Genomic DNA, 21,798 nt, shown 5'->3' with positions numbered 1-21,798 from the left:
CGGTCTTGGGCCTTCCGGTCCGGGGATCAGGGCCAGAGCAGCTCGCGCTCCCAGGACCCGCCTGCGGTACGGGAGTACCGCAGGCGGACGTGCCGGCGCGCGGCGTCCCCCTGGAAGAACTCCACCTCGGTGGGGTCCAGCACGTACCGCGTCCAGGTCGGGGCCGGCGCGTCCGGCTCGGCCCCGGCCCGCTCCCAGGCGGCCGCCGAGACCCGCGCCAGTTCCTCCACGGAGCCGAGCACCTCGCTCTGCCGGCCCGTGAGCGCGGCGGCGAGCGCACCCCGCGAGCGGACCGCCAGGTCCGCCCGGCTCTCCTCGGGCCCGCAGGCGGTGACCCGGCCACGGACGCGGACCTGGCGGCCGACGGTCGGCCAGTAGAACCCGAGCGCAGCCTCCGGCCGCCCGGCCAGTTGCACGCCCTTGGCGCTGGTGGCGTGCGAGGCGAAGTGCCAGCCGCGCGCGTCGGCGTCGTGCAGCATCAACGTCCGCACATCGGGCCGTCCCTCCCCGTCCACGGTCGCCAGACTCATGGTGTGCGGCTCCAACTGCCCCGCCCGAGCGGCATGCACGAACCACTCCCGGAACAACGCCAAAGGCTCCGGCGGGGTGGTCGCAGGGTCGAACCCCGGGAGCGGGGAGTCCCACACGCGCAGGGAATGCAGGGTGGCGCGGAACTCGTCGGTGGCGGCTTCGCCGGCCTGGCCGGTCTCACTGGTCTCGCTCGTCATGAGGCCTATGGAACCAGGGCGGGCGGGCGAGGGTGGGCGGGGTCCTCTGGGCCGGTATCAGAGGAGCGGATGGGGGTTTCCCGTCAGTCCCATCGTCCCTCCGGGTCGGGCCGGTCCCTCAAGGGCGCTCCTTCGTCGCGTCGCTTCGCGATGGCCTGCGGCCACCCTTGACCGACCGTCCCGCCCCGGAGAAACGAAAGACTGCCGGGAAGCCCCCAGAGGAACGGGCCGGGGGATGCTTTCCAGGGACGGGTGGTCGGATATGCCCAGCCCGATCGGGCATAGGGGACGGCCGGCAGACGGGGCCGATCCAGACCAGGGGCCCGGGGCGGGGGGCGCGCCAAATCGCTACGCGCTCCTCATCTCTCAGCGTCCGACGGCCGTCTGGGGCTGGACATAGGCCGCCTCGGATCGCTACGCGCTTCTCCAGGACCGCGACCCACGGCCGTCTGCGGCTGATGGGAGGGGCGGACGGCCGCTAGTCCGGGTATTCCGTAGTGGAGCCGGGTCAGCGCGAACACCACACCACAAACCCATCCCCAAAGAGGGGTAATTGGGGCAATCTGTCGGCCCTTTTGGGCGCCCATGCGCGCTGACCCGCATCCACTGCGAAATAGCCGCTGTCCCACGTCTTTTCGCCCCGCGACGGCCATCAGACGCCTCCCGGGAGAAGCACCTGCGGGCTGTGGGCGGCTTGTGGCCGGCCACAGACGGTCGCCGGACGCGGGTCGAGCGCCGCACCGAGGCCGTGGGCGGCTTATGAACGGCCACAGACGGCCGCCGGTCGCTGTCGGTGAGAAGGGCTCCAGGCCGTGGGCGGCCTATGTCCAGCCCCAGACGGCCGTTCGACGCTAAGGGATGAGGAGCGCGTAGCGATTTGGCGCGCCCCGCCGACCCGGGCCCTTGGTCTGGATCGGCCCCGTCTGCCGGCCGTCCCCTATGCCCGATCGGGCTGGGCATATCCGACCACCCGTCCCTGGAAAGGATCCTCCGGCCCGTTCCTTTGGGGGCTTCCCGGCAGTCTTTCGTTTCTCCGGGGCGGGACGGTCGGTCAAGGGTGGAGCGCAGCGACATCGCGAAGCGACGCGAGGAACGAGCGCCCTTGAGGGACCGGCCCGACCCGGAGGGACGATGGGACTGACGGGAAACCCCCATCCGCTCCTCTGATACCGCCCGAGAGGATCCCGCCCCCCGAAGCCCCCGAAGAAATCTTTCGCCCCACCGATGAGTTCTCGTCCCCGACGCGGTCATACCTACGAGACAGCACCGCACCGCACCCGCACCGCCCCCGGAGGGACACACATCATGGCCGAGACAGTGAAGGGCCCCGCCAGCTACTTCCCCTCGATCGAGAAGAAGTACGGACGCCCGATCGGGGAGTGGCAGGACCTCATTCGGTCCTCTCCGCTGACCAAGCACATGGAGCTCGTCTCCTGGCTCAAGACCGAGCACGGCCTGGGGCACGGTCACGCCAACGCCCTCGTGGCGCACACCCTTGCCGAGGGCAAGTAGCCCCCCGCCCCCCGGCGGGGGCCCCTCACCCCCGTCCCAGCAGGACCGTTCCCGACGAGCAGAACCAGCCGCCCGTGCCCGAGGCCAGGGCGACCTCCGGGAGGCGGCCGCCGGGTTTGGTGACCTGGCCGGCCCCCGCCTCGCCGCGGAGTTGGCGGACCGCCTCGACCAGGAGGAACAGGCCGCGCATGCCGGGGTGGCAGGCCGAGAGGCCGCCGCCGTCGGTGTTGACCGGGAGTTCCCCGTCGCGCAGCAGGCGGCCCTTCTCCACGAACGCCCCGCCTTCGCCCTTCGCACAGAAGCCGAGGTCCTCCAGTGTCACCAGGGTCATGTAGGTGAAGGCGTCGTAGATCTCCGCGAGGTCCACGTCCGCCGGCGTGAGACCGGCCCGCTCGAAGGCGATGCGGCCCGATACCGCCGCCGGGGAAACCGTGAAGTCCTCCCACTCCGACATGGTGGTGTGGGAGACGGACGTACCGGCCCCCAGGATCCAGACGGGGGCCTTCGCGGTGTCCGGTACGTAGTCCTCCGCCGCCAGGAGCACCGCGCAGCCGCCGTCCGAGCGGATGCAGCAGTGCAGCTTGGTGAAGGGGTCGGCGATCATGTCGCCGCCGAGCACGTCCTCGACCGTGATCGGCTCCCGGAACATGGCGTCCGGGTTCGTGGCCGCGTTCGCCCGGGCCTGTACGGCCACGGCGGCGAGCTGCTCCAGCGTCGTCCCGTACTCGTGCATGTGGCGGCGGGCGGCCATGGCGTACTTGGAGATCAGCGTGTGGCCGTACGGGACCTCGAACTGCAACGGTCCCCGCGCTCCGAAGGAGAGGTTGGACGTGCGGCGCCGCGCCTTGATGTCGGCGCGGGCCGTGGAGCCGTAGACCAGGAGCACGGCGTTGGCGTGCCCGGCGGCGATCGCGTCCGCCGCGTGGGCGGCCATGACCTCCCAGGTCGAGCCGCCGACCGACGTGGAGTCGACCCAGGTGGGGCGCAGGCCCAGGTACTCGGCCACCTCGACCGGCGCGAGCGTGCCGAGCCCGGCGGAGGCGAAGCCGTCGATGACGGAGCGGTCCAGGCCGGAGTCGGCCAGGGCGCGCCGGGCGGCCTGTGCGTGCAGGGCGTAGGGGGTGGGGCCGTCGACGCGACCGCAGTCCGAGAGGGCGACGCCGACCACCGCGACCTTCCGGCGGGCGCGGGGTGCGGGTCCGGTCGGGGGCGTGGAGACGGGTCCGGAGGTGGGTCCGGATGCGAGTCCGGACGCGGGTCCGGAGACAGGTCCGGACGTGGGTCCGGATGAGGGTCCAGGCATGAAGGGACGGTATATCTGACGAAGTGTCAGACGCTAGACCCCGCCGCGCAAACCGCCCCGGCCGCCCCCTGTGCTTCTGTCCCCGCCGGGCCTAATATGACGCCCCGTCAGAATCCCCCCAGCTGCCGCTGGGAGGTGCCCCCGGGAGGAGCCCGACGATGGATGCCGCCTTCACCGCGGAGCAGGACGAGATGCGCCGCACCCTGCGCGAGATCCTGGGTAAACGCTGCGGCCCCGACGAGGTCAAGGCCGCCGTCCGCACCGCCGCCGGATACGACCGCGAGCTCTGGCAGCAGCTGGCCCGGCAGCTCGGGTTGCCCGGCATCGCCGTCGCCGAGGAGTACGGCGGCGTCGGCTGCGCCCCCGCCGACCTGGCCCTGGCCTGCGAGGAGACGGGCCGGGCGCTGCTGCCCTCGCCGCTGCTGGCCACCGCCGCGCTGTGCGTGCCCCTGATCGCCGCCCTCGGCACCGACGCCCAGCGCTCCGCGCTGCTCCCGCAGCTGGCGACGGGCGGGCTCACCGCCGCCCTCGCCGTCAGCGGCCCCGCGCTGGCCACCGCCCTCGCGCTGACCGGCGAGGACACCTCCGGGCTGTGGTCCGGCGGCGGCCGCGCGGGCGGCGTCCAGGCCCGGACCGTCTCGGGCGCCGCCTCGGGAGCCGTCTCGGACGCCGCCTCGGGCGCCGACGCCGACGGGGGTCGCTGGCGGCTGTACGGGGAGGCCGCCCAGGTGGTCGACGGGCACAGTGCCGGTCTGCTGCTGGTCGCCGCGCACACCGGCGGCTTCGCGCGCAGCCGCACGCTGCTGTTCCTCGTGCGGGAGGACGCGCCGGGGCTCGTACGGTCCCGGCAGGCCGTCCTGGACGAGACCCGCCCGCAGGCCAGGATCGAGATGCGGGACGTGCCGGCGGAGTTGCTCGGCGCCGAAGGGGCCGATGTGCTCGGCGCGCTCGCCGCCACGGGGCGTACCGCCGCTGCCGTGCTGGCCGCCGAGGCGGTCGGCGCGGCCGGTCGGGCGCTGGCCCGCACGGTGGAGTACGTGCGTCAGCGCGAGCAGTTCGGCCGGGCGATCGGCTCCTTCCAGGCGGTCAAGCACCGCCTCGCCGACCTGTACGTGCAGGTGCAGGCGGCCCGCTCGGCGGCCTACTACGCCGCCTGGGACCCGGAGCAGGGCGGCCTCGCGCTCGCCCAGGCCCTGGAGGCGTTACGGGTGACCGCGGGCGAGGCGATCCAGCTGCACGGCGGCATCGGCTTCACCTGGGAGCACGAGGCGCACCTCTACTTCAAGCGGGCGGCGGCCGACGAGCTGCTGTTCGGCCCGGTCCACCGGCTGCGGGCGCACGCCGCCGACCGCGCGGGCCTGTTCGCAGATCCGGCGGCAGACCCGGCGGACCCGGCGGCCCCGGCCGGGGCCGCTGCACCTCCCGCCGCGCGCCCGGCCGCGCCGACGCCCGCGTCCCCGCGCACGTCCCCGCCCCCGCCCGCACAAGAGAAGGTGGCCGTCTGATGGCTCCCGTGGCTCCCGGCGTCAAGCTGATGCAGAAGGTCTCCTCGACCATGCTCTTCGCCAAGATCGCACCGCACTTCATCCCCGCCCTGGACAAGGCGGTGCACAGGCTGACCCGCGGCAAGGTCATCCTCAGCGCCCAGATGCTGCCGGGCGTGATCCTCACCGCCAGGGGCGCCAGGACCGGGGAGCCGCGCACGACCCCGCTGGCCTGCATGCCGGAGCACGGGGGGACGACGTGGATCCTGATCGGGTCCAACTTCGGCCGGCCCGGGCACCCGGCATGGACCGGAAACCTGCTCAAGAACCCGGACGCGTACGTGAGTTGGCAAGGCCGGGACATCCCCGTCCGGGCCCGGCTGCTGGCGGGTGAGGAACGCGCGGAGGCGTGGCAGGCGGTGCTGAGGTTCTGGCCGCCGTATGCGACGTACCAGGCGCGCATCGAGCGCGAGATCCGGTTGTTCCGCCTGGAGCGTCGCTGATCGCAGGCGATCGGGCGTGGTCGGCGGGCCCCTGGAGGGCGTCCGGGGGACCGCCGCTACTTCGTGGGCTTCTTGCCCGTGATGCCGAGGTGGACGAGCAGCGCCAGGTTCGGCTTGAGCTCGGCCTGCTTGACGCCCCAGGTCTGGAAGCCCTTCTGGTGCGAGGCGACCGCGGCCAGCATCGCGACCAGTGAGCCGGCCATCGCCGCGGGGCTGATGTCCTTGTCGACCTTGCCCTTGGCCTGGAGCTCCTTCATCGATTCGGTGAGGGAGTTGGTGACCGAGTTCAGGATCTTCATGCGGATCTTGTAGAAGCGCTTGTCGCCCTCGGCCGCGCCGAGGTCGACGACCCGCAGGATCGCGTCGTTGCGGCGCCAGAACTCCAGGAAGCCCTCGACGAGTTCCTCGGCGGCGGCCCAGCCCGACTTGCCGACCCAGGTCCGGCCCTCGACGAGCGACGTCAACTGCGCGCCCTCGGTGGCCATTTGTTCGGCGATCTCCAGGACGGCGCCCTCGACGTCCGGGAAGTACTGGTAGAAGGTCGCGGGGGAGGTACCGGCCTTGCGGGCGACGTCGATCACTTTGACGTCGCGGTACGGCGAGGAGCTGAGCATCTCGCTGAGGCAGTCGAGCAGCTTCTGCCGCGTCGCCTGGCCGCGCCGGCCGGCGACACGCCCGTCGACGGTGCGTACTTGTCCTGTCATGCCGTCAGCTTACCGAGGGGTGATCGGCGCGCTATTCGGCCGCCTGCAAATGGGGTTACTGGGTCCCTGGCCTGGGTCGAAGGTGATCCCGGGTGGCCGCGGCGGCGCATTCCGGACGGTTATCGGGTCTCGCGCGTCCTCCACCCGCGTCCTGCCCGCACTCCGTCCGCGTCCTGCCCGCACTCCGTGCGCGTCCTGCCCGCGCCCCGCCCCCGGCCCGGGCGTGTCGCCCCGTTCCGCGAGGTTTCCCCCGAATAGTCTTATCAACAGGCTGTGGACAAGTTTTCGGGCGGATCATGGCTGAGAGGGTTGGGAGGGTACACACCCCCGCACAACGGAAGGAAACGGGCCCATGGCCGCATTCGTGGAAGGCGCACCCTGCTGGGTGGACGCCTCGCTTCCGGACGTCGAGGCGGGCAAGCGCTTCTACGGTGAGCTCTTCGGCTGGACCTTCGCCGAGGGTGCCGGCGCCGAGTACGGCCACTACACGCAGGCCTACAGCCGTGGCCGCAACGTCGCCGCCCTCGCCCCCAAGCCCGACGGCCGCATGCCCACCGTCTGGGGGATCTACCTCTACACCACCGACGCCTATGCCTGCGCCCAGCGCATCCGCGCCGCCGGCGGCCAGATGGTGATGGACCCGATGCCGGTCGGCCCGTACGGCACCGCGGCGATGGCCGCCGACCCCGGCGGCGCCGTCTTCGGCCTGTGGCAGCCCGGCACCCACCACGGCTTCGACGCCCAGGGGGAGCCGTACACGTACTGCTGGAGCGAGGTCTACACCCGCGCCCGCGACGCCGTCGACGCCTTCTACGCCAAGGTCTTCGGCTACGTCCCCCAGGACCAGGACGACGCCGGCGTCGAATACCGCATCTGGTCCCCGCCAGGGACCGCGCCCGGCACGGAAACCGCCGTCCTCGGCCGCAGCCTGATCACCGACGCCTTCCCCGACGTCATGCCCGCGCACTTCCTCGCCTACTTCGCCGTACCGGACTGCGACCGGGCCGTCGCCACGGTGCAGCGGCTCGGCGGCCGGGTCACCGCCGACCCCTTCGACACCCCCTACGGGCGGATCGCGGTCGTCGCCGACAACCAGGGCGCGGTCTTCGGGCTGCTCTCGGAACCCCGCACGGAGCCGGACGCGTAGCTCCCGCCCACCGGGCCGCGGGGCCCGGATCCCGCCCGTGCCCGGCCGGCGTCCGGCCCGTATCCGGCCCGCATCCCGCCCATATCCCGCCCGTATCCCCCCGGTCCCGGCAGGATCGCGGAGCAGATCACACCACCCGGCTCGACGTGCCGGGGCCGGAGCGGGTCCGGGCCTGACAGAATCGGGGTTGCTCGACCCGGGCCGCGCCCGGAGTGAGACGCTGCACGGGGCAGGGCCCCGTGCCGGTGGATGCGGGCCCGCTGAGTGGCCCGTACGGGGAGGTGTGGAGGCGAGTGGTGGAGCAGCTGACGCAGCACGACCCGAGACGGATCGGCCCCTTCGAGGTGCTGGGACGGCTCGGCGCCGGCGGCATGGGGCTGGTCTATCTCGCGCGGTCCGCGTCCGGACGGCGGGTCGCGATCAAGACGGTGCGCACCGAGCTCGCCGAGGACCAGCTCTTCCGGGTCCGCTTCACCCGCGAGGTGGAGGCGGCCCGCGCGGTGTCCGGCTTCTACACCGCGGCCGTGGTCGACGCCGACCCGCGCGCCGCCGTGCCGTGGCTGGCGACCGCCTACGTCCCGGCGCCCTCCCTGGAGGAGATCGTCAACGAGTGCGGGCCCATGCCCGCCCAGGCCGTACGGTGGCTCGCGGCCGGCATCGCCGAGGCCCTGCAGTCCATCCACGGCGCCGGCCTGGTCCACCGCGACCTGAAGCCGTCCAACGTGCTCGTCGTCGAGGACGGCCCGCGCGTGATCGACTTCGGCATCGCGAGCGGGGTCTCCAACACCCGCCTGACCATGACGAACGTCGCCGTCGGCACCCCCGCCTACATGTCGCCCGAGCAGGCCAAGGACTCGCGCAGCGTCAAGGGCGCGAGCGACGTCTTCTCGCTCGGCTCCACCCTCGTCTTCGCCGCCACCGGTCACCCGCCGTACCACGGGGCGAACCCGGTGGAGACGGTCTTCATGCTGCTGCGCGAGGGCCCCAACCTGGAGGGTCTCCCGGCCGAGCTGCGGCCGCTGATCGACTCCTGCATGCAGATGGACGCCACGCTCCGGCCCACCCCGGCCGACCTGCAGGCGCAGCTCGCCCCGCACCTGTTCGACGGCGGTGACGACAGCGGCACCGCCTCGGCGTGGCTGCCCGCCCGGGCCGTCGCGATGATCGAGGCGCGGCGCGCGGGGCACCGTACGCCGCCCGCGCCGCTCCCGGCGTTGCCGGCGCCCGGAGCGGGCTCCGGGGGCCGCGGGGCGGCCTCGGAGGCCGTCACGCACCGGCGCCCGCGCGGGGCCGACTCCTGGGTGGACCCGCGGACCGGCCAGGCCGTCCCGCAGCGCCCGCACCACCCGCCGAGGTCCCCCGTGCCCTCGGGCGAGCCGGTGCGCCTGGGCGGCTCGCCGGTGCCGATCGGTCCCGGGCCGCGCGCGACCGCCGCGGCCCCGGCCGCGCACGCCTCCCCGGCCGCCGCGGACTCGGCGACCGGCTGGATCCGCCCGCCCGGCGGGTCGGTGGCCACCCCCTCGGCGGTGCAGCCCGTACCGAGCCCAGGCCCGTCACCGGACAGCGGCCGCTGGCGGCCGTGGCGCTTCCGCATGTCCAACGAGGTGTGGGGCACTCCGACCGTCGCCGGGAACCTGCTGTACGTGACCTCCTTCGAGGTCCACGCCCTGGACGTGGCGAGCGGGCGCCGCCAGTTCAAGACCCGGGACGTCGCCTGGTCCATGGCGGTCGCCGACGGCCGGATCCACGCTTCCGACGGCCCCTCCCTCTACGCGCTCGACGCCGGTGACGGATCCGAGCGGTGGCGGCTGTCCACGGACGCCTGGGTGTACGCGCTGCGCGCCGAGCGCGGCACGGTCGTCACCGCCACCCGCGGCGGCGGCGTACAGGGCCGGGAGGCCTCCACCGGCCACAAGCTGTGGGAGCTGACCGGCGCGCAGAGCGACTTCGAGACCCCGGAGGCGGCCCCCGTCCTCCACGACGGCACGGTGTACGTGTGGCAGGACGCCCGGCTGCGCGCCCTGGACGCCCGCACCGGCCGTGAGACCTGGTCCTACCCGATCGGTGACGCGGCCTCCTGCGGGAACGTGCCCGTGCGGGTCACCCCGGCCCCGGACGGCAACGTGTACGTCGCGGCCGGTACCCGGGTCATCTCGGTGGACCGGGCCTCGGGCCGGGTCCGCTGGCACTTCGAGGCGCCCGCGGTCTTCCTGGCGCCCCCGGCCTTCGCGCCCGGCGCGGCCATCACGGGCGGCGGGGTCTACCTCGTCGACTACCTGGGCACGGTCTACGCCCTGGACGCGGCCACCGGCCAGGACCGCTGGAGGATCGCGACGGAGGGACGGCAGTCCCCGGACCCGGTGGTGGTCGCGAACGGCAACGTCCACCTGGGCGCGGGCAGCGCCCTGTACACGCTCGACGCGGTCACCGGCACCCCGAAGTGGCGGTTCGCGGCGGGCGGCGAGATCACCGGCCTGCCGGCGGTCGCGGACGGCCGGGTGCACTTCGGTTCGGCCGACCACTGCCTGTACACCCTGGACGCGGCGGGCGGCCAGCTGCGCTGGAAGCTGGCCACGGGCGGCGAGATCACGGGCGCCCCGGTGGCGGAGGCGGGCGTGGTCTACGCATGCAGCAAGGACCGCTGCGTGTACGCCCTGGACGCGGCGAAGGGCACGGGCACCCGTACGAGCGGCTGACCTGCCCGGAGGCGGGGCTGCGGCCCCGCCGGGTAGCGCACCGCACCGGGAGTGACAGGATGGACCCCATGAGCAACGTCTACTTCGACATCACCATCAACGGCGCCCCCGCCGGCCGCATCGTCTTCAACCTCTTCGACGAGGTCGTCCCGAAGACGGCGCGCAACTTCCGTGAGCTGGCCACCGGCCAGAACGGCTACGGCTACGCCGGCTCGGGCTTCCACCGCGTCATCCCCCAGTTCATGCTGCAGGGCGGTGACTTCACCAACCACAACGGCACCGGCGGCAAGTCCATCTACGGCGAGAAGTTCGAGGACGAGAACTTCCAGCTGAAGCACGACCGCAAGTACCTCCTGTCGATGGCGAACGCCGGCCGCAACACCAACGGCTCGCAGTTCTTCATCACCACCGTCCTCACCCCGTGGCTCGACGGCAAGCACGTCGTCTTCGGCGAGGTCGTCTCGGGCCAGGAGCTCGTGGACCAGATCGAGGCCCTGGGCTCCCAGTCCGGCGCCCCGAAGGGCAAGATCGAGATCTCGGCCTCCGGCGTCGTCGAAGCCTGATCCCCACCCGCCTGCACGGCCGGTCGGCCCCGCCCCCACCCGGGGGCCGGGGCCGCCGCCGTTTCCGGGCCGGGCCCGGCCGCGGTGTCAGACGGGCGTCGTCGGGGGGAGCGGGCGGGCGGGCCGGGTGGGGCGGCCGCGCATGACCAGCGCGCCCAGGAGGATCAGCGCGCCCGCGCCGTAGGCGTTGGCGAGGCCGTCGCCGAGGGCCTGGGTGGTGCCGCCGACGGTGAGGCTGCCGACGGCCTGGCCCTGGCGGATCGTCCACAGGACGGTGAAGCCCAGGACGACGATCCCGGCCAGTGCCATGAGCAGGCGCGAGCGGAGCAGGACGGCGCACAGGGTGAGGACGGCGGCGAAGAGGTACGGGAGCAGGATCGAGGCCGCCAGGGTGGACCCGTGGTCGGTGATCCCGGTGGAGGTGAAGAGCTCCTGGACGCGGTAGTCACGTCCGAGACGGCCGTCGTACCAGGCACGGAAGGGGCTCCAGACGGCGGCCGCCGCTCCGACGAGACCCATCAGGGAGCCGAGCGCGTTGCGGAGCATGCCCGGCCCTTCGAGGTGGGGGGTCTCGCTGCCGACGCTACGCCGGGCCCCTGCGACCCGCACCTCGGCGCCGCCACAGGGGTGGGCCACGGGGATCCGGTGGCCGCGCCGTGGCTGGTAGCGTGCCCGCCGTTGTCCAGGGGGAGGGGTTCTGGCCATGGGGGCTGGACGTCGGATCAGGTTCGCAGCGGTGCTGGTGGCGGTCGTGTTCGCGCTGACGGGGTTCTCGTCGCACGGCGGCAGCAGTAGTGGCAGCGGTGGGAGCAGCGGCAAGAGCAAGAGCAGCAGCGGTGGCGGGTGCTCCAGCTCCAAGAGCAAGAAGAAGAGCCACGGCAGCGACGGCGACGGGACGGCCACCACGTCGCCCTCCGCGAGCGGGACTGGCGCCCCGGCCACGGCGGTCGTGGTCACGTGCGTCGGCGGCACCCCGCCGGTCACCACGGTCAGGTTCACCTCGAACGCGGACCGCAAGGCGACCTACGCGGTGAACCTGCACCGGGAGGGGGCGAACGCCGTCACCATCGAGTCGACCGAGGTCAAGGTAACCCTGGAGGCCCGCGAGACCCGTACGGTCGAGGTCGCGCTCAAGGAGCCCTCGCGTGCGGCCGAGGTCACCGTGTGCCGGCTCGACCGGCCCAGGGAATCGTCCGACGGCTCGACGTCGGGCCCGGCCGGGAGCACCTCGGGCGGCTCCGGGCTCATGCCCGGGTCCACCCCGGGCAAGTCCACTCCGAAGCCCACCCCGAAGTCCACGCGAAAGCCCTGAGGCCCGCAGGCCCGGCCCGTCAGCGCAGCCGGAACTCCGTGCCGGGCCGCCGCGAGGCGAACAGCTCCGCCTGCCGCTCAGGCGCCAGGTTCCCCAGCGCGATCAGCGCCGGAGCCTGCGCCTGCGCCTGCTGCAGCGCGGCCTGCTTCGCCGACCACAGGGCCCGTACGGTGCCCTGCACGGCCTCCGTGGGGAAGCCGGCCAGGGTCTCGGCCGCCCGGAGGGCCGCGGGGAGCAGCCCGTCGGGAGCGGTAAGTTCCGAGACCAGTCCGATCTCGTGGGCCCGGCGCGCGGAGAGCCGCTCGGCGGTGCCCATCAGGGACATCCGGGCCGCCTCGCCGAAGGGCATCCGCTGCGCCATGTAGACGGCCTCGTAGGCGCTGACCATGCCGTAGGTGGTGTGCGGGTCGAAGAAGGTGGCGGTCTCGGAGGCGATCAGGAACTCCGCCTCGCCCAGCAGGTAGAAGGCCCCGCCGCAGGCCATGCCGTTGACGGCGGCGACGACCGGCTTCCACAGGTCGCAGGACTTGGGGCCGATGGCGATCAGCGGGTCGTCGGCCGAGTACGGGGAGGCGGGCTGCGGAACGTCGACGCCGCGGTCGATGCCGGTGCAGAAGGCGGCCGCGCCGGCGCCGGTGAGTACGATCGCCCGCACCTCTTCGGCGAAGCGGAACTCCCGCCAGGCCGCGCCCAGTTCGGCCGCCGTGGCCAGGTCGATGGCGTTGTGCCGGTGCTCCCGGTCCAGGGTGACGACGGCGACACCGGTCGCCTTGTCCCGTTCCACCCGCACGGTCATGACTTCTCCAGGATCCAGCGGGGCACCGCCATGCCGCCCGTCTCGGTGAAGGCCACGTGGACCCGGGCGCCGATCCGCAGCCGGGCCGGGTCCACCGAGTCGAGCGGGGCGTCGGGCGAGGTCACCAGGTTCCCGGCGAGCCGGATGTGCGGGGCGTCCGCGAGCTCCACGAGGATCACGTTGTACGGGGCCTGTGCGGCGTAGGCGGGCAGCAGCGGCGGGTGCGGCCGTACGTAGGACCAGATGCGGCCGCGGCCGCTCATCCGGCGCCACTCGCTGTCGAAGGACCGGCAGTGCGGGCAGCAGGGGCGGGGCGGGAAGCGCAGCCGGCCGCAGGCGGCGCAGGCCTGGACGCGCAGCTCGCCCCGGGCGGCGTACTCCCAGAAGGGGGCACCGTCCTCGTCGGGGACCGGCAGGAGCAGCGCTTCGGCGGGAGTGGTGGTCATCGGGTCAGCTCCTCAGCAGGATCGCGGACGTCGGGACTCCCTCGCCCGCCGTCACCAGGCAGGTCGCGGCGTCGGGCACCTGGGAGGTGGAGACGCCCCGCAGCTGCTTGACGCCCTCGTTGATCAGGTTGAAGCCGTGCACGTACGCCTCGGAGAGGCCGCCGCCCCCGGTGTTGATGGGGAGCCGGCCGCCCATCTCGAGGGCGCCGCCCTCGGTGAAGGCGGCGCCCTCGCCGCGGCCGCAGAAGCCGTAGCCCTCGAGGGAGAGCGGGATCAGCGGGGTGAAGGCGTCGTAGATCTGGGCGACGTCCACGTCCTGGGGCCCGAAGTCGGCCTGCTTCCACAGGTGGCGGGCGGCGGTCCAGGCGGGGCCGGACAGCGGGTCGTCGTTCCAGTAGTTGACCATGCCGTGGTGCTGGGCGGGCAGGCCCTGGGCGACGGAGTGCACGTAGACGGGTTTGTGCCGGCAGTCGCGGGCGCGCTCGGCGGAGACGATCACGCAGGCCAGCGCGCCGTCGGTCTCCAGGCAGTTGTCGAAGAGGCAGAGCGGGTCGCTGATCATGCGGGAGGTCATGTACATCTCACGGGTCAGCGGGCGTTCGTACATCATCGCGGCCGGGTTGGCGTTGGCCCGGTTGCGGCAGGCCATGGCGACGTTGAAGAGGTGATCGCGGGTGGCGCCGTATTCGTGCATGTAGCGGCGGGCGAGCATGCCGATCTCGTCGGCCGGGCGCAGCAGGCCGAAGGGGCGGGTCCACTGGCCGGGGGTGGGCAGCTGGACGGCGGTGTTCTTCCAGGGGCGGGGGCCGGAGCCGCGCTTGCGGGAGCGCCAGGCGACGCCGACGGTGGCCTGGCCGGTGGTGACGGCGGAGGCGAGGTGGCCGACGGTGGCGCAGGAACCGCCCCCGCCGTAGCCGATCTTGGAGAAGAAGGTGACGTCGCCGGCGCCGATGGCCTTGGCGACCTCGACCTCGTCGGTCTCCTCCATGGTGTAGGAGGCGAAGGCGTCGACCTCGGAGGGTTCGATGCCGGCGTCGGCGAGGGCCGCGAGAATGGCCCGGCAGGCCAACTCCTTCTCGGACTGCGGGAGATGTTTGGCGAAGGCGGTCTGCCCGATGCCGACTATCGCCGTCGCGTCCTTGAGCGTTGCCGCCATCGCCACCTCCGGGGTGCGCCAGTACTGACAGCCGCGAAGGCTACAGCTAATCTGACGGATAGTCAGCTACTGGGTCTGCGGGAGGGTGGCACGCATGGGTGACGGCGGGCGTGACGACGGGCGTGAGAACGTGCGTGCGGACGTGCGTGAGGACGTACGCGAGAACGTGCGCGGGGACCTGCGCTGGGGCAGCATCGCGCGGCTCGTCCGGACCGCGGCGGCCCGGTACGCCGACCGCGAGGCCGTCGTCGACGGGCGCACCCGCATCGACTACGCGCAGCTCGGCGAACGCGTCGAGCGCGCCGCCGCGGCCTGCCTCGCCGCCGGGATCGAGCCCGGCGACCGGGTCGCCGTCTGGGCCCCGAACACCCTGGAGTGGATCGTCTCCGCCCTCGGCGCCGTCTCGGCCGGCGCGGTGCTCGTCCCCCTCAACACCCGCTTCAAGGGCGCGGAAGCCGCGTACGTCCTGGAGCGCAGCCGGGCCCGGCTGCTCTTCGTCACCGGCACCTTCCTCGGTACCTCCTACGTGGCCTCTCTGCGCCGCGCCGCGGCCGAAGGGCCCGGCACTGGACCGCTGCCCGGACTCCCGCACCTGGAACAGGTCGTCGTCCTCGCCGACGACGCCCCCGACTCCTTCCGCACCTGGAAGGAGTTCCTGGCGGGCGGGGACGGCGTACCGGCCGGGGCGGTCCGCGAGCGCGCCGAATCGATCCGCCCCGATTCCCCCTCCGACATCATCTTCACCTCCGGCACCACCGGCAGCCCCAAGGGCGCGGTCATCACCCACGCCCAGTCCCTGCGCTGCTACGACGTGTGGAGCGAGCTCGCCGGACTGCGCGAGGGCGACCGCTACCTCATCGTGAACCCCTTCTTCCACACCTTCGGCTACAAGGCCGGGATCATCGCCTGCCTGATGCGCGGGGCCACGATGGTCCCGCAGCCCGTCTTCAACGTGGACACCGTCCTCGCGAACGTCGCCGCCGAACGGATCTCCGTACTCCCCGGGCCGCCCACCCTCCACCAGTCGCTCCTCGACCACCCCCAGCGCGACCACCACGACCTCTCCGCCCTGCGCCTGGTCGTCACCGGCGCGGCCGTGGTCCCGCTGCGGCTCGTCGAACGGCTGCGCGGCGAACTGGGCATCGCCACCGTCCTGACGGCGTACGGGCTCTCCGAGGCCAGCGGCATCGTCACCATGTGCCGCCGCGGCGACCCCGCCGGGACCGTCTCCGCCACCTCGGGCCGGGCCATCCCGGACACGGAGGTGGTGATCCTGGACGCGGACGGGCGGCCGCAGCCGGCCGGACAGGTGGGCGAGATCGCGGTCCGCGGCTACCACGTCATGCGGGGCTACTACGAGGACCCCGAGGAGACCGCCCGGACGATCACCCCCGGGGGCTGGCTGCACACCGGCGACGTGGGCTACCTGGACGAGGCCGGCAACCTGCGCATCACCGACCGGATCAAGGACATGTTCATCGTCGGCGGGTTCAACGCCTACCCCGCCGAGATCGAGCAACTCCTCGGCCTCCACCCGGACATCGCCGACGTCGCGGTGATCGGCATCCCGGACCCGCGCCTGGGCGAGGTCGGCAAGGCCTACGCGGTCCGCCGCCCCGGCTCCACCCTCACCGCGGACGACCTGATCGCCTGGTCCCGGCGCGAGATGGCCAACTACAAGGTGCCGCGGGCGGTGGAGTTCGTGACGGAACTCCCGCGCAACGCGAGCGGCAAGATCCTCAAACGCGAACTGCGCGTCCGCTGAGATACGGGCGCCCGCCGGACCGGCACCCCCGGCACCGGCTCGGCGGCCGGCTCAGCGGGCGTACGAGCCGATGCCGACCAGGCAGTACACGTACTGGTTGAGGACCATGGAGCCGCGCATGTAGCGGTAGGAGAAGGCGTACTGGGTCTTGGGGTTGTCGTTGCAGCTGTCCATGTCGGACGTGCCGGGAATGCTCTCGATCACCCGGTAGTGCGCGTCGGACGCCGAGCAGGGCACCTCCGAGACGCCGCTCACACTGCGCGGCGTCGTCGAGTCCGGCAGCTGTCCGTTCAGGCAGGTGCCCCGGTCGAACGGGCTGGGCTCGGGGCTCGCCTCGGGGCTGTACGGGGCGGTGGCGGCGTCGGGGGTCGAGGACCCGGCCGCGGGGGAGTCGGAGGGGGAGGGCGAGGGCGTCCAGGAGGGGGTCCAAGAGGGCGACCAGGTGGGCGACCAGGTGGGTGTGGCCTGGGCGGAGGTCTTGCCGTCACCCCGGTCGTCGTCGCCGTCGCTCAGCAGGAAGAAGCCGAGGGCCAGTGCCGCGACCACGGCGAGGGCCACCAGGCCGCCGCGCCCGCCGCCCGCCCGCCCGGGCGGCGTGGGCGGCGTCGCACCCGCCCCGGCCGGAAAGGTGGCCGTGCTCGCGGCGGGCGGCGAGATCCCGCCGGCCCCCGCGATCCAGGCCGCACCCGCCCCGGTCACGTGGACGCGCAGCAGGACCTCCTCGGTGCCGACGCGGACCCGGACGAGATCGCCGTGCCGGCAGGACGGTATGCGCAGACGGACCGTGCCGGTCGGCAGCTCCACGGGGAGGATCACACCGTAGGTCGCCTGCTGAGGGGTGAGCGTGATGAGCATTTCCTCTGACGACACCGGCTGCTCCATGGAGTGAGGTGGTGCGCAGGCTGCCTGACGGTTCCTCACGAATTGTGCCCGGTGCCCCGATGGTGACGCAGCCGTTCCGCCGAGCCCCCGCGGACGCGGAGCCTCAGGTCCGGCGGGCCAGGAGCAGGCGCCAGTGGGGGGTGCCGTCCGGGCGGCGGCCGAAGTGGGTCAGGGGGATCGTCTCCACCGTGAAGCCGGCCGCCCGGAGGTCCTCGCGGACCGGGCCCAGGGGGAAGGTGCGGTAGTACATGACGAACGGGGGACGCCACACCGCGTTGCGCACCCGCATCGCCGCGTCGAAGCCCGTCGTCGCCCACCACACCCGGGAGCCGAGCGGCAGCGGGGCGCCGATAGGGAAGGCGAAGACCCCGCCCGCACGCAGGGCGGCGTGGACCCCGGAGAAGAGCGCGGGGCGCTCCGACGGGAGGAAGTGGCCGAACGCGCCGAAGCTGACCGCCAGGTCGTAGGTGTCCGCCAGAGCGGGCGGCAGGGCCCGCGCGTCGGCCCGTACGAAGTCCACGCGGTCGGCGTCCGCGCCGGCGCACCGGCGCTCGGCCTGCGCGAGCATGCCCGCGCTGAGGTCCACCCCGGTGATCCGGCCGCGGCACAGCCGGCTCAGCATGCCGATGCCGGCGCCCGTGCCGCAGCACACGTCCAGGCCGGCGCCGAAGGTGCCCTCCTGCTGGGCCAGGGTCTCCTCGACCGCGTCGAGCATCCGGTCCGGGGTGCGGAAGGGCGTGTGGTCGAACTTCGGCGCGAGGAGGTCGTAGCCCCGCTCGACCGAGGAGAGGCCCTGCACTGCCAGTTCGCGGACGCTCGGCCCGTGGGAGGAGAACACACCCCCAGCCTATGCCGCGGCCCCCGCGCATACGTGTACGGCGGCCGCGGTGGCTCCCCCTCCGGGCCACCGCGACCGCCGTTCCCCCGTTGTTCCCCCGTACTCCCCCGTGGTTCCCCCGTGCTCCCCCGTAGGTCTTGCGAGTGCTACGGGCGCGGACCGGACGCGTGGTTGTCCAGCGTCAGGATCTCCTCGCCCGCGAGCGGCGGCGCGACCGGCGGCGTGGCCGGAACCGCGGCCGGGTCCTCGGTCTTCTCCAGCGGCTTGATCTCGATGCCCGAAGCGTGGTTGTCCAGGGTCTCGATCTCGACGCCCGAGGCGTGGTTGTCGAGCGGCTTGAGGTTCTCGTTCGTCGTCATCGATTCTCCTGATGAATGGGTAGGGCTGGGCCCGTTCGGCGATTCCCCCGATGACCGCCGAACGGGTAGTCCACCAACCGGCCCGGATGCTCCCCCGAGGCGCCGGGTCGATGCACTAATCGTGTCGGACAGCGATAAACGAACGATGAACGCCTCGTTCAACCGGCGTCCCCGCAGCTCAGGCAGCGATCTCCGACGCCAACAGGGCCTGTACCTCGCCCAGTTCGGCCGACTTCAGCTGCGTGAACACGGCCTCCGCGTCCCGCCAGCAGGCCCGCGCGCGGTCCCGCTGCCCCAGCCGCCGCAGCGCCTTGCCGAGCACCGTCAGGACCGTCGCCCGGCGCCACTCCCCGCCGATCCCGCGCAGCGCGATGGCCTGCTCGGCGTGCGAGGCGGCCAGGGTGGGCCGGCGCGCCGCCAGATGGGCCTCGGCGAGCCGGAAGTGGGTCACGCCCTCCCACAGGGGCTGACGGTTCTCGTGGAACAGCGACAGCGCCTCGGCGAGCTGTGCCAGGGCCTCGCCGAGCCGTCCCGCCTGGGTGAGGGCGATGCCCAGCGCGTAGCGGCCGTTGGCCAGGCGCAGGCTCAGGCCCATCCGGTCGTAGATGGCGATGCCCTGCTGGGCCAGGTTTATGGCGCTGGGCAGGCGGCCCAGTTCCACGTGGATGCGGGAGAGGTTGCACAGGGCGCTGGCCTCGCCGACGTTGTTGCCGTCGGCGCGGAAGCACTCGATGGCCTGCAGCAGGTAGCGCTCGCCGTCCGCGTGCCGGCCCTCGTAGAGGGCGATGATCCCGCGGTCGTTGGGGGCCCAGCACATGGGCAGCGGGTCGCCGGCCTCGCGCGCGAGCACGGTGGCCCGGGCGGCCTCTTCGTCGGCCTCGGCGAAGCGGCCCGCGACCAGGTGGACGTTGGTGAGGGTGGTGCGGGCGCGGCCCTCGGCGTACGGGTCCTTCGCGGCCTGGGCGGCGTCGCGCAGGGCGACCGCGGCCGACTCGTACTGCCGCGAGTTGGCCCCGGACTCGGCGAGGTCCTTCGCCGCCCACAGCAGGTCCACGGCCCGGCGCAGGACCAGCGACTCGCCGCCCCGTACGGAGGCCTGCCGGACGCACGCCAGAAGCGGGTCGGCCTCGGCGTACAGCCAGTCCAGGGCGGCGCGCGGCTCGGCGAAGACCAGCCCGGGGTAGTGGGTGTCCGACAGGTGCGCGGGCAGCCGGTCGCCGGGGCGTTCCAGGGCGTAGACCCCGGAGGCGGTGGCCAGGTAGAAGTCCAGCAGCCGGTCCAGGGCCGCCTCGCGCCCGCTCGGCGGCTGCTCGTCGCGCTCGGCGCAGGCACGCGCGTAGAGCCGTACGAGGTCGTGGAAGCGGTAGCGGCCGGGAGCGGCGGATTCCAGGAGGGAGCAGTCGACTAAAGCCTCCAGCAGGTCCTCGGTGTCGTACTCGGGCAGGTCGAGTACGGCGGCCGCCGCCGAGAGGGAGATGTCGGGGCCGTCGGCGAGGCCGAGGAGGCGGAAGGCGCGCTGCTGGGCGGGCTCCAGCTGGCCGTAGCCGAGCTCGAAGGTGGCCTTGACGGCGAGGTCGCCGGTCTGGAGCTCGTCGAGGCGGCGGCGCTCGTCGGCGAGCTTGGCGGCCAGGACGGAGACGGTCCAGGTGCGGCGGGCGGCGAGCCGGGAGGCGGCGATGCGGATGGCGAGCGGCAGGAAGCCGCAGGCGCCGACGACGTTCAGGGCGGCCTGGCGTTCGGCGCGTACGCGCTCCTCGCCGACGATGCGGGTGAAGAGCTGGAGGGCCTCCTCGGGGCTCATGACGTCGAGGTCGACGAGATGGGCCCCGGCGAGGCCCGCCATGCGGACCCGGCTGGTGACGAGGGCGGCGCAGCCGGCGGTGCCCGGCAGCAGCGGACGGACCTGGGCGGCGTCGCGGGCGTTGTCGAGGAGGACCAGCACGCGGCGGCCGTCGAGGATGGAGCGGTAGAGCGCGGCCCGGTCGGCGGGGGAGTCGGGGATGGCCGTGTCGGGCGTGCCGAGGGCGCGCAGGAAGGAGCCGAGGACGGCCTCCGGTTCGGCGGGGCGGGCCTCGGTGCCCTGGAGGTCGACGTAGAGCTGGCCGTCGGGGAAGTGCGGGCGGGCGGCATGGGCCACGTGGACGGCGAGGGTGGTCTTGCCGACGCCGCCGATGCCCGCGAGCGCGGAGACGGCCATGACCTGGTCCAGGGCGCCGCCACCCAGGATGGCGCCGAGCTCGGCGACGAAGCTGGAGCGGCCCGTGAAATCGGGGACGGTGGCAGGCAATTGGGCGGGCCTCACGTGAACGGTCGCGGCGGCCGGGGCGGGGTCCTCCGCGCGGGCGAGATCGGCGTCGGCGTTGAGGATACGCTGCTGGAGCGCGGCCAGTTCGGGGCGCGGGTCGACGCCGAGCTCGTCGGCGAGGAGGCGCCGGGTGTCCGCGTAGACGGCGAGGGCCTCGGCCTGCCGGCCGCTGCGGTAGAGGGCGAGCATCAGCAGCTCGCGGAGGCGTTCGCGCAGCGGGTGGGCGGCGGTGAGCGCGGTGAGCTCCGAGACGGCCTCGGCGTGGTGGCCGACCTCCAGATCGAGGTCGAGGCGGGTCTCCAGCAGCTGCAGGCGCCATTCCGCGAGCCGGATCCGCTCGGTCTCGGCGTGCGGGCCGGGGACCCCGGCGAGGGGCTCGCCCTCCCAGAGGTCGAGGGCGCGGGCCAGGAGCGTACGGGCGAGGGAGCGGTCACCGGCGGCCCGGGCCGCTTCGGCGTCGGCGGCGAGGCTGCGGGCGACGCCGAGGTCGAGGGTGGCGGTGGAGCGCAGCCGGATGGCGTAGCCGCCGGACTCGGTGACGAGGAGGCCGGGGGTGACGACCTTGCGCAGGCGGGAGGCGTACGTGCGGATGGTGGCGAGGGCCTGCTGCGGCGGGTCCTCGCCCCAGATGGCGTCGATGAGTTCGGGCGCGGTGGCGGTGCGGCCGTCGCGCAGCAGGAGCACGGCGAGCAGGGCGCGCTGCTGGGGGGTTCCGGAGGGCAGGATCTCGGAGCCGCGCCAGGCGCGGACGGGACCGAGGACGGCGAAGCGGGACTCGCCGGTACTGGCCGTGTCGCCTGCCGTGTCGCCTGCGGCGGGCTCGGCGGGTCCGGGCCGTGCCGGGGCCGGACGGGCGGCGGTGGTTTCGGCCGGTGCGGGGTCGCCTGCGGCGGGCTCGGGCCGTGCCGGCGTCGGCTGGGCGCCGGTGGCGCGGGTCGGGTCCGGGGCGGACCCGGCCCGGGCGCTGGGTCCGGGCCGTGCCGGGGCCGGGCGGGCGGTGGTGGTGCGGGTCGGGTCCGGGGCTTGCGGGTCCGCCTGGTTCGCGGCGGTTCCGGACCGTGCCGGGTGGACGGGGGCCGCCGCGGGTGCGGGCGTCGCCCCCGGACCGGCTTCGGGTACGACGGCAGCCGTACGGGCCTCGGGATGTTTCCGCGGGCTCGGGATGGCCGGTACGCCGTCCATCTTTCGTCCCCCTGCCTTCCGTCGGTGTAAGGGTCAGTCTGCCCTGTCTCGCGCGTACACGTCAGCCCGTGTCCGACCGATCACCGGCCAACTAGCTGACGGTACGTCAGATCGGCG

The 21,798-nt window shown here is 73.6% G+C and carries 19 protein-coding genes; 8 read left to right on the top strand and 11 right to left on the bottom strand.

Annotated elements, in window-relative coordinates; all coding sequences use genetic code 11:
* Nucleotides 1-26: 26 nt before the first annotated feature.
* Nucleotides 27-728, bottom strand: coding sequence for a pyridoxine/pyridoxamine 5'-phosphate oxidase (locus ACXNSR_RS16875; protein WP_458642826.1), 702 nt, complete (start codon nucleotides 726-728; stop codon nucleotides 27-29).
* A 1,305-nt stretch (nucleotides 729-2,033) separates the two neighbouring features.
* Between ACXNSR_RS16875 and ACXNSR_RS16870 the strand changes: the two genes are divergently transcribed.
* Nucleotides 2,034-2,240 (top strand): DUF4287 domain-containing protein, encoded by a 207-nt coding sequence (locus tag ACXNSR_RS16870; RefSeq protein WP_030388288.1) that lies wholly within the window; start codon nucleotides 2,034-2,036, stop codon nucleotides 2,238-2,240.
* A 25-nt stretch (nucleotides 2,241-2,265) separates the two neighbouring features.
* Here ACXNSR_RS16870 and ACXNSR_RS16865 read toward each other — a convergent pair whose 3' ends face one another.
* Nucleotides 2,266-3,543 carry a thiolase C-terminal domain-containing protein gene (locus ACXNSR_RS16865; protein ID WP_458642825.1) on the bottom strand — a complete coding sequence of 426 codons (1,278 nt, stop codon included), beginning with the start codon at nucleotides 3,541-3,543 and terminating at the stop codon, nucleotides 2,266-2,268.
* Nucleotides 3,544-3,701: 158 nt separating this feature from the next.
* Here ACXNSR_RS16865 and ACXNSR_RS16860 point away from each other — a divergent pair, with 158 nt between their 5' ends.
* Together ACXNSR_RS16860 and ACXNSR_RS16855 are read left to right on the top strand one after the other, a co-directional pair.
* A complete protein-coding gene (locus ACXNSR_RS16860; RefSeq protein ID WP_458642824.1) occupies nucleotides 3,702-5,048 on the top strand; it encodes an acyl-CoA dehydrogenase family protein in 1,347 nt (448 codons plus the stop codon).
* Nucleotides 5,048-5,530, top strand: a complete 483-nt coding sequence (locus tag ACXNSR_RS16855; RefSeq protein WP_458642823.1) for a nitroreductase family deazaflavin-dependent oxidoreductase — start codon at nucleotides 5,048-5,050, stop codon at nucleotides 5,528-5,530. Before ACXNSR_RS16860 ends, ACXNSR_RS16855 begins: the two co-directional genes overlap by 1 nt.
* Nucleotides 5,531-5,586: 56 nt before the next feature.
* Here the strand turns inward: ACXNSR_RS16855 and ACXNSR_RS16850 are convergent, their stop codons facing one another.
* Nucleotides 5,587-6,234 (bottom strand): TetR family transcriptional regulator, encoded by a 648-nt coding sequence (locus tag ACXNSR_RS16850; protein WP_030013555.1) that lies wholly within the window; start codon nucleotides 6,232-6,234, stop codon nucleotides 5,587-5,589.
* Between the two features lie 352 nt (nucleotides 6,235-6,586).
* Between ACXNSR_RS16850 and ACXNSR_RS16845 the strand changes: the two genes are divergently transcribed.
* The 3 genes from ACXNSR_RS16845 to ACXNSR_RS16835 all read left to right on the top strand — a co-directional run bounded on the left by ACXNSR_RS16845 (nucleotide 6,587) and on the right by ACXNSR_RS16835 (nucleotide 10,640).
* On the top strand, nucleotides 6,587-7,381 hold the full coding sequence (locus ACXNSR_RS16845) for a VOC family protein (RefSeq protein WP_458642822.1): 795 nt from the start codon (nucleotides 6,587-6,589) through the stop codon (nucleotides 7,379-7,381).
* A 293-nt stretch (nucleotides 7,382-7,674) separates the two neighbouring features.
* Nucleotides 7,675-10,077: a serine/threonine-protein kinase gene (locus tag ACXNSR_RS16840; RefSeq protein ID WP_458642821.1), complete on the top strand. Its 2,403-nt coding sequence runs from the start codon at nucleotides 7,675-7,677 to the stop codon at nucleotides 10,075-10,077.
* A 68-nt stretch (nucleotides 10,078-10,145) separates the two neighbouring features.
* The gene (locus ACXNSR_RS16835; RefSeq protein WP_458642820.1) at nucleotides 10,146-10,640 is read left to right on the top strand and encodes a peptidylprolyl isomerase; all 495 of its coding nucleotides are present in this window, start codon (nucleotides 10,146-10,148) and stop codon (nucleotides 10,638-10,640) included.
* Between the two features lie 87 nt (nucleotides 10,641-10,727).
* On the opposite strand, the gene ACXNSR_RS16830 is transcribed toward ACXNSR_RS16835, so the two are convergent.
* On the bottom strand, nucleotides 10,728-11,186 hold the full coding sequence (locus tag ACXNSR_RS16830; protein ID WP_458642819.1) for a hypothetical protein: 459 nt from the start codon (nucleotides 11,184-11,186) through the stop codon (nucleotides 10,728-10,730).
* 157 nt (nucleotides 11,187-11,343) lie between these two features.
* On the opposite strand from ACXNSR_RS16830, the gene ACXNSR_RS16825 reads away from it, so the two are divergent.
* The gene (locus ACXNSR_RS16825) at nucleotides 11,344-11,952 is read left to right on the top strand and encodes a hypothetical protein (RefSeq protein WP_458642818.1); all 609 of its coding nucleotides are present in this window, start codon (nucleotides 11,344-11,346) and stop codon (nucleotides 11,950-11,952) included.
* A gap of 19 nt (nucleotides 11,953-11,971) precedes the next feature.
* On the opposite strand, the gene ACXNSR_RS16820 is transcribed toward ACXNSR_RS16825, so the two are convergent.
* From ACXNSR_RS16820 to ACXNSR_RS16810, 3 genes are read right to left on the bottom strand one after another with little or no spacing between them, the layout of a single operon-like run.
* On the bottom strand, nucleotides 11,972-12,748 hold the full coding sequence (locus tag ACXNSR_RS16820) for an enoyl-CoA hydratase/isomerase family protein (RefSeq protein WP_458642817.1): 777 nt from the start codon (nucleotides 12,746-12,748) through the stop codon (nucleotides 11,972-11,974).
* Nucleotides 12,745-13,194, bottom strand: coding sequence for a Zn-ribbon domain-containing OB-fold protein (locus ACXNSR_RS16815; protein ID WP_458642816.1), 450 nt, complete (start codon nucleotides 13,192-13,194; stop codon nucleotides 12,745-12,747). Before ACXNSR_RS16815 ends, ACXNSR_RS16820 begins: the two co-directional genes overlap by 4 nt.
* Before the next feature lie 4 nt (nucleotides 13,195-13,198).
* Nucleotides 13,199-14,350: a lipid-transfer protein gene (locus tag ACXNSR_RS16810; protein ID WP_458642815.1), complete on the bottom strand. Its 1,152-nt coding sequence runs from the start codon at nucleotides 14,348-14,350 to the stop codon at nucleotides 13,199-13,201.
* Nucleotides 14,351-14,516: 166 nt separating this feature from the next.
* On the opposite strand from ACXNSR_RS16810, the gene ACXNSR_RS16805 reads away from it, so the two are divergent.
* Nucleotides 14,517-16,115, top strand: a complete 1,599-nt coding sequence (locus ACXNSR_RS16805; protein ID WP_458643325.1) for a FadD3 family acyl-CoA ligase — start codon at nucleotides 14,517-14,519, stop codon at nucleotides 16,113-16,115.
* 51 nt (nucleotides 16,116-16,166) lie between these two features.
* Here the strand turns inward: ACXNSR_RS16805 and ACXNSR_RS16800 are convergent, their stop codons facing one another.
* From ACXNSR_RS16800 to ACXNSR_RS16785, 4 genes are all read right to left on the bottom strand, one after another.
* Nucleotides 16,167-16,985 (bottom strand): LppU/SCO3897 family protein, encoded by an 819-nt coding sequence (locus tag ACXNSR_RS16800; RefSeq protein ID WP_458642814.1) that lies wholly within the window; start codon nucleotides 16,983-16,985, stop codon nucleotides 16,167-16,169.
* Between the two features lie 115 nt (nucleotides 16,986-17,100).
* The gene (locus ACXNSR_RS16795; protein WP_458642813.1) at nucleotides 17,101-17,835 is read right to left on the bottom strand and encodes a class I SAM-dependent methyltransferase; all 735 of its coding nucleotides are present in this window, start codon (nucleotides 17,833-17,835) and stop codon (nucleotides 17,101-17,103) included.
* Between the two features lie 146 nt (nucleotides 17,836-17,981).
* Nucleotides 17,982-18,194, bottom strand: coding sequence for a hypothetical protein (locus ACXNSR_RS16790; protein ID WP_458642812.1), 213 nt, complete (start codon nucleotides 18,192-18,194; stop codon nucleotides 17,982-17,984).
* Nucleotides 18,195-18,372: 178 nt separating this feature from the next.
* A complete protein-coding gene (locus ACXNSR_RS16785; protein ID WP_458642811.1) occupies nucleotides 18,373-21,681 on the bottom strand; it encodes an AfsR/SARP family transcriptional regulator in 3,309 nt (1,102 codons plus the stop codon).
* Nucleotides 21,682-21,798: the final 117 nt, after the last annotated feature.

Source organism: Streptomyces sp. NC-S4, from assembly GCF_054353315.1.
This window is presented reverse-complemented; position numbering and strand designations above follow the sequence as displayed.

Bases quoted from the DNA above. Each gene is read 5' to 3' on its own strand.
- ACXNSR_RS16825 (WP_458642818.1), top strand. From the start codon at position 11,344: ATGGGGGCTGGACGTCGGATCAGGTTCGCAGCGGTGCTGGTGGCGGTC.
- ACXNSR_RS16830 (WP_458642819.1), bottom strand. From the start codon at position 11,186: ATGCTCCGCAACGCGCTCGGCTCCCTGATGGGTCTCGTCGGAGCGGCG.
- ACXNSR_RS16785 (WP_458642811.1), bottom strand. From the start codon at position 21,681: ATGGACGGCGTACCGGCCATCCCGAGCCCGCGGAAACATCCCGAGGCC.
- ACXNSR_RS16855 (WP_458642823.1), top strand. From the start codon at position 5,048: ATGGCTCCCGTGGCTCCCGGCGTCAAGCTGATGCAGAAGGTCTCCTCG.
- ACXNSR_RS16860 (WP_458642824.1), top strand. From the start codon at position 3,702: ATGGATGCCGCCTTCACCGCGGAGCAGGACGAGATGCGCCGCACCCTG.
- ACXNSR_RS16835 (WP_458642820.1), top strand. From the start codon at position 10,146: ATGAGCAACGTCTACTTCGACATCACCATCAACGGCGCCCCCGCCGGC.
- ACXNSR_RS16790 (WP_458642812.1), bottom strand. From the start codon at position 18,194: ATGACGACGAACGAGAACCTCAAGCCGCTCGACAACCACGCCTCGGGC.
- ACXNSR_RS16875 (WP_458642826.1), bottom strand. From the start codon at position 728: ATGACGAGCGAGACCAGTGAGACCGGCCAGGCCGGCGAAGCCGCCACC.
- ACXNSR_RS16850 (WP_030013555.1), bottom strand. From the start codon at position 6,234: ATGACAGGACAAGTACGCACCGTCGACGGGCGTGTCGCCGGCCGGCGC.
- ACXNSR_RS16815 (WP_458642816.1), bottom strand. From the start codon at position 13,194: ATGACCACCACTCCCGCCGAAGCGCTGCTCCTGCCGGTCCCCGACGAG.
- ACXNSR_RS16810 (WP_458642815.1), bottom strand. From the start codon at position 14,350: ATGGCGGCAACGCTCAAGGACGCGACGGCGATAGTCGGCATCGGGCAG.
- ACXNSR_RS16845 (WP_458642822.1), top strand. From the start codon at position 6,587: ATGGCCGCATTCGTGGAAGGCGCACCCTGCTGGGTGGACGCCTCGCTT.
- ACXNSR_RS16870 (WP_030388288.1), top strand. From the start codon at position 2,034: ATGGCCGAGACAGTGAAGGGCCCCGCCAGCTACTTCCCCTCGATCGAG.
- ACXNSR_RS16865 (WP_458642825.1), bottom strand. From the start codon at position 3,543: ATGCCTGGACCCTCATCCGGACCCACGTCCGGACCTGTCTCCGGACCC.
- ACXNSR_RS16820 (WP_458642817.1), bottom strand. From the start codon at position 12,748: ATGACCGTGCGGGTGGAACGGGACAAGGCGACCGGTGTCGCCGTCGTC.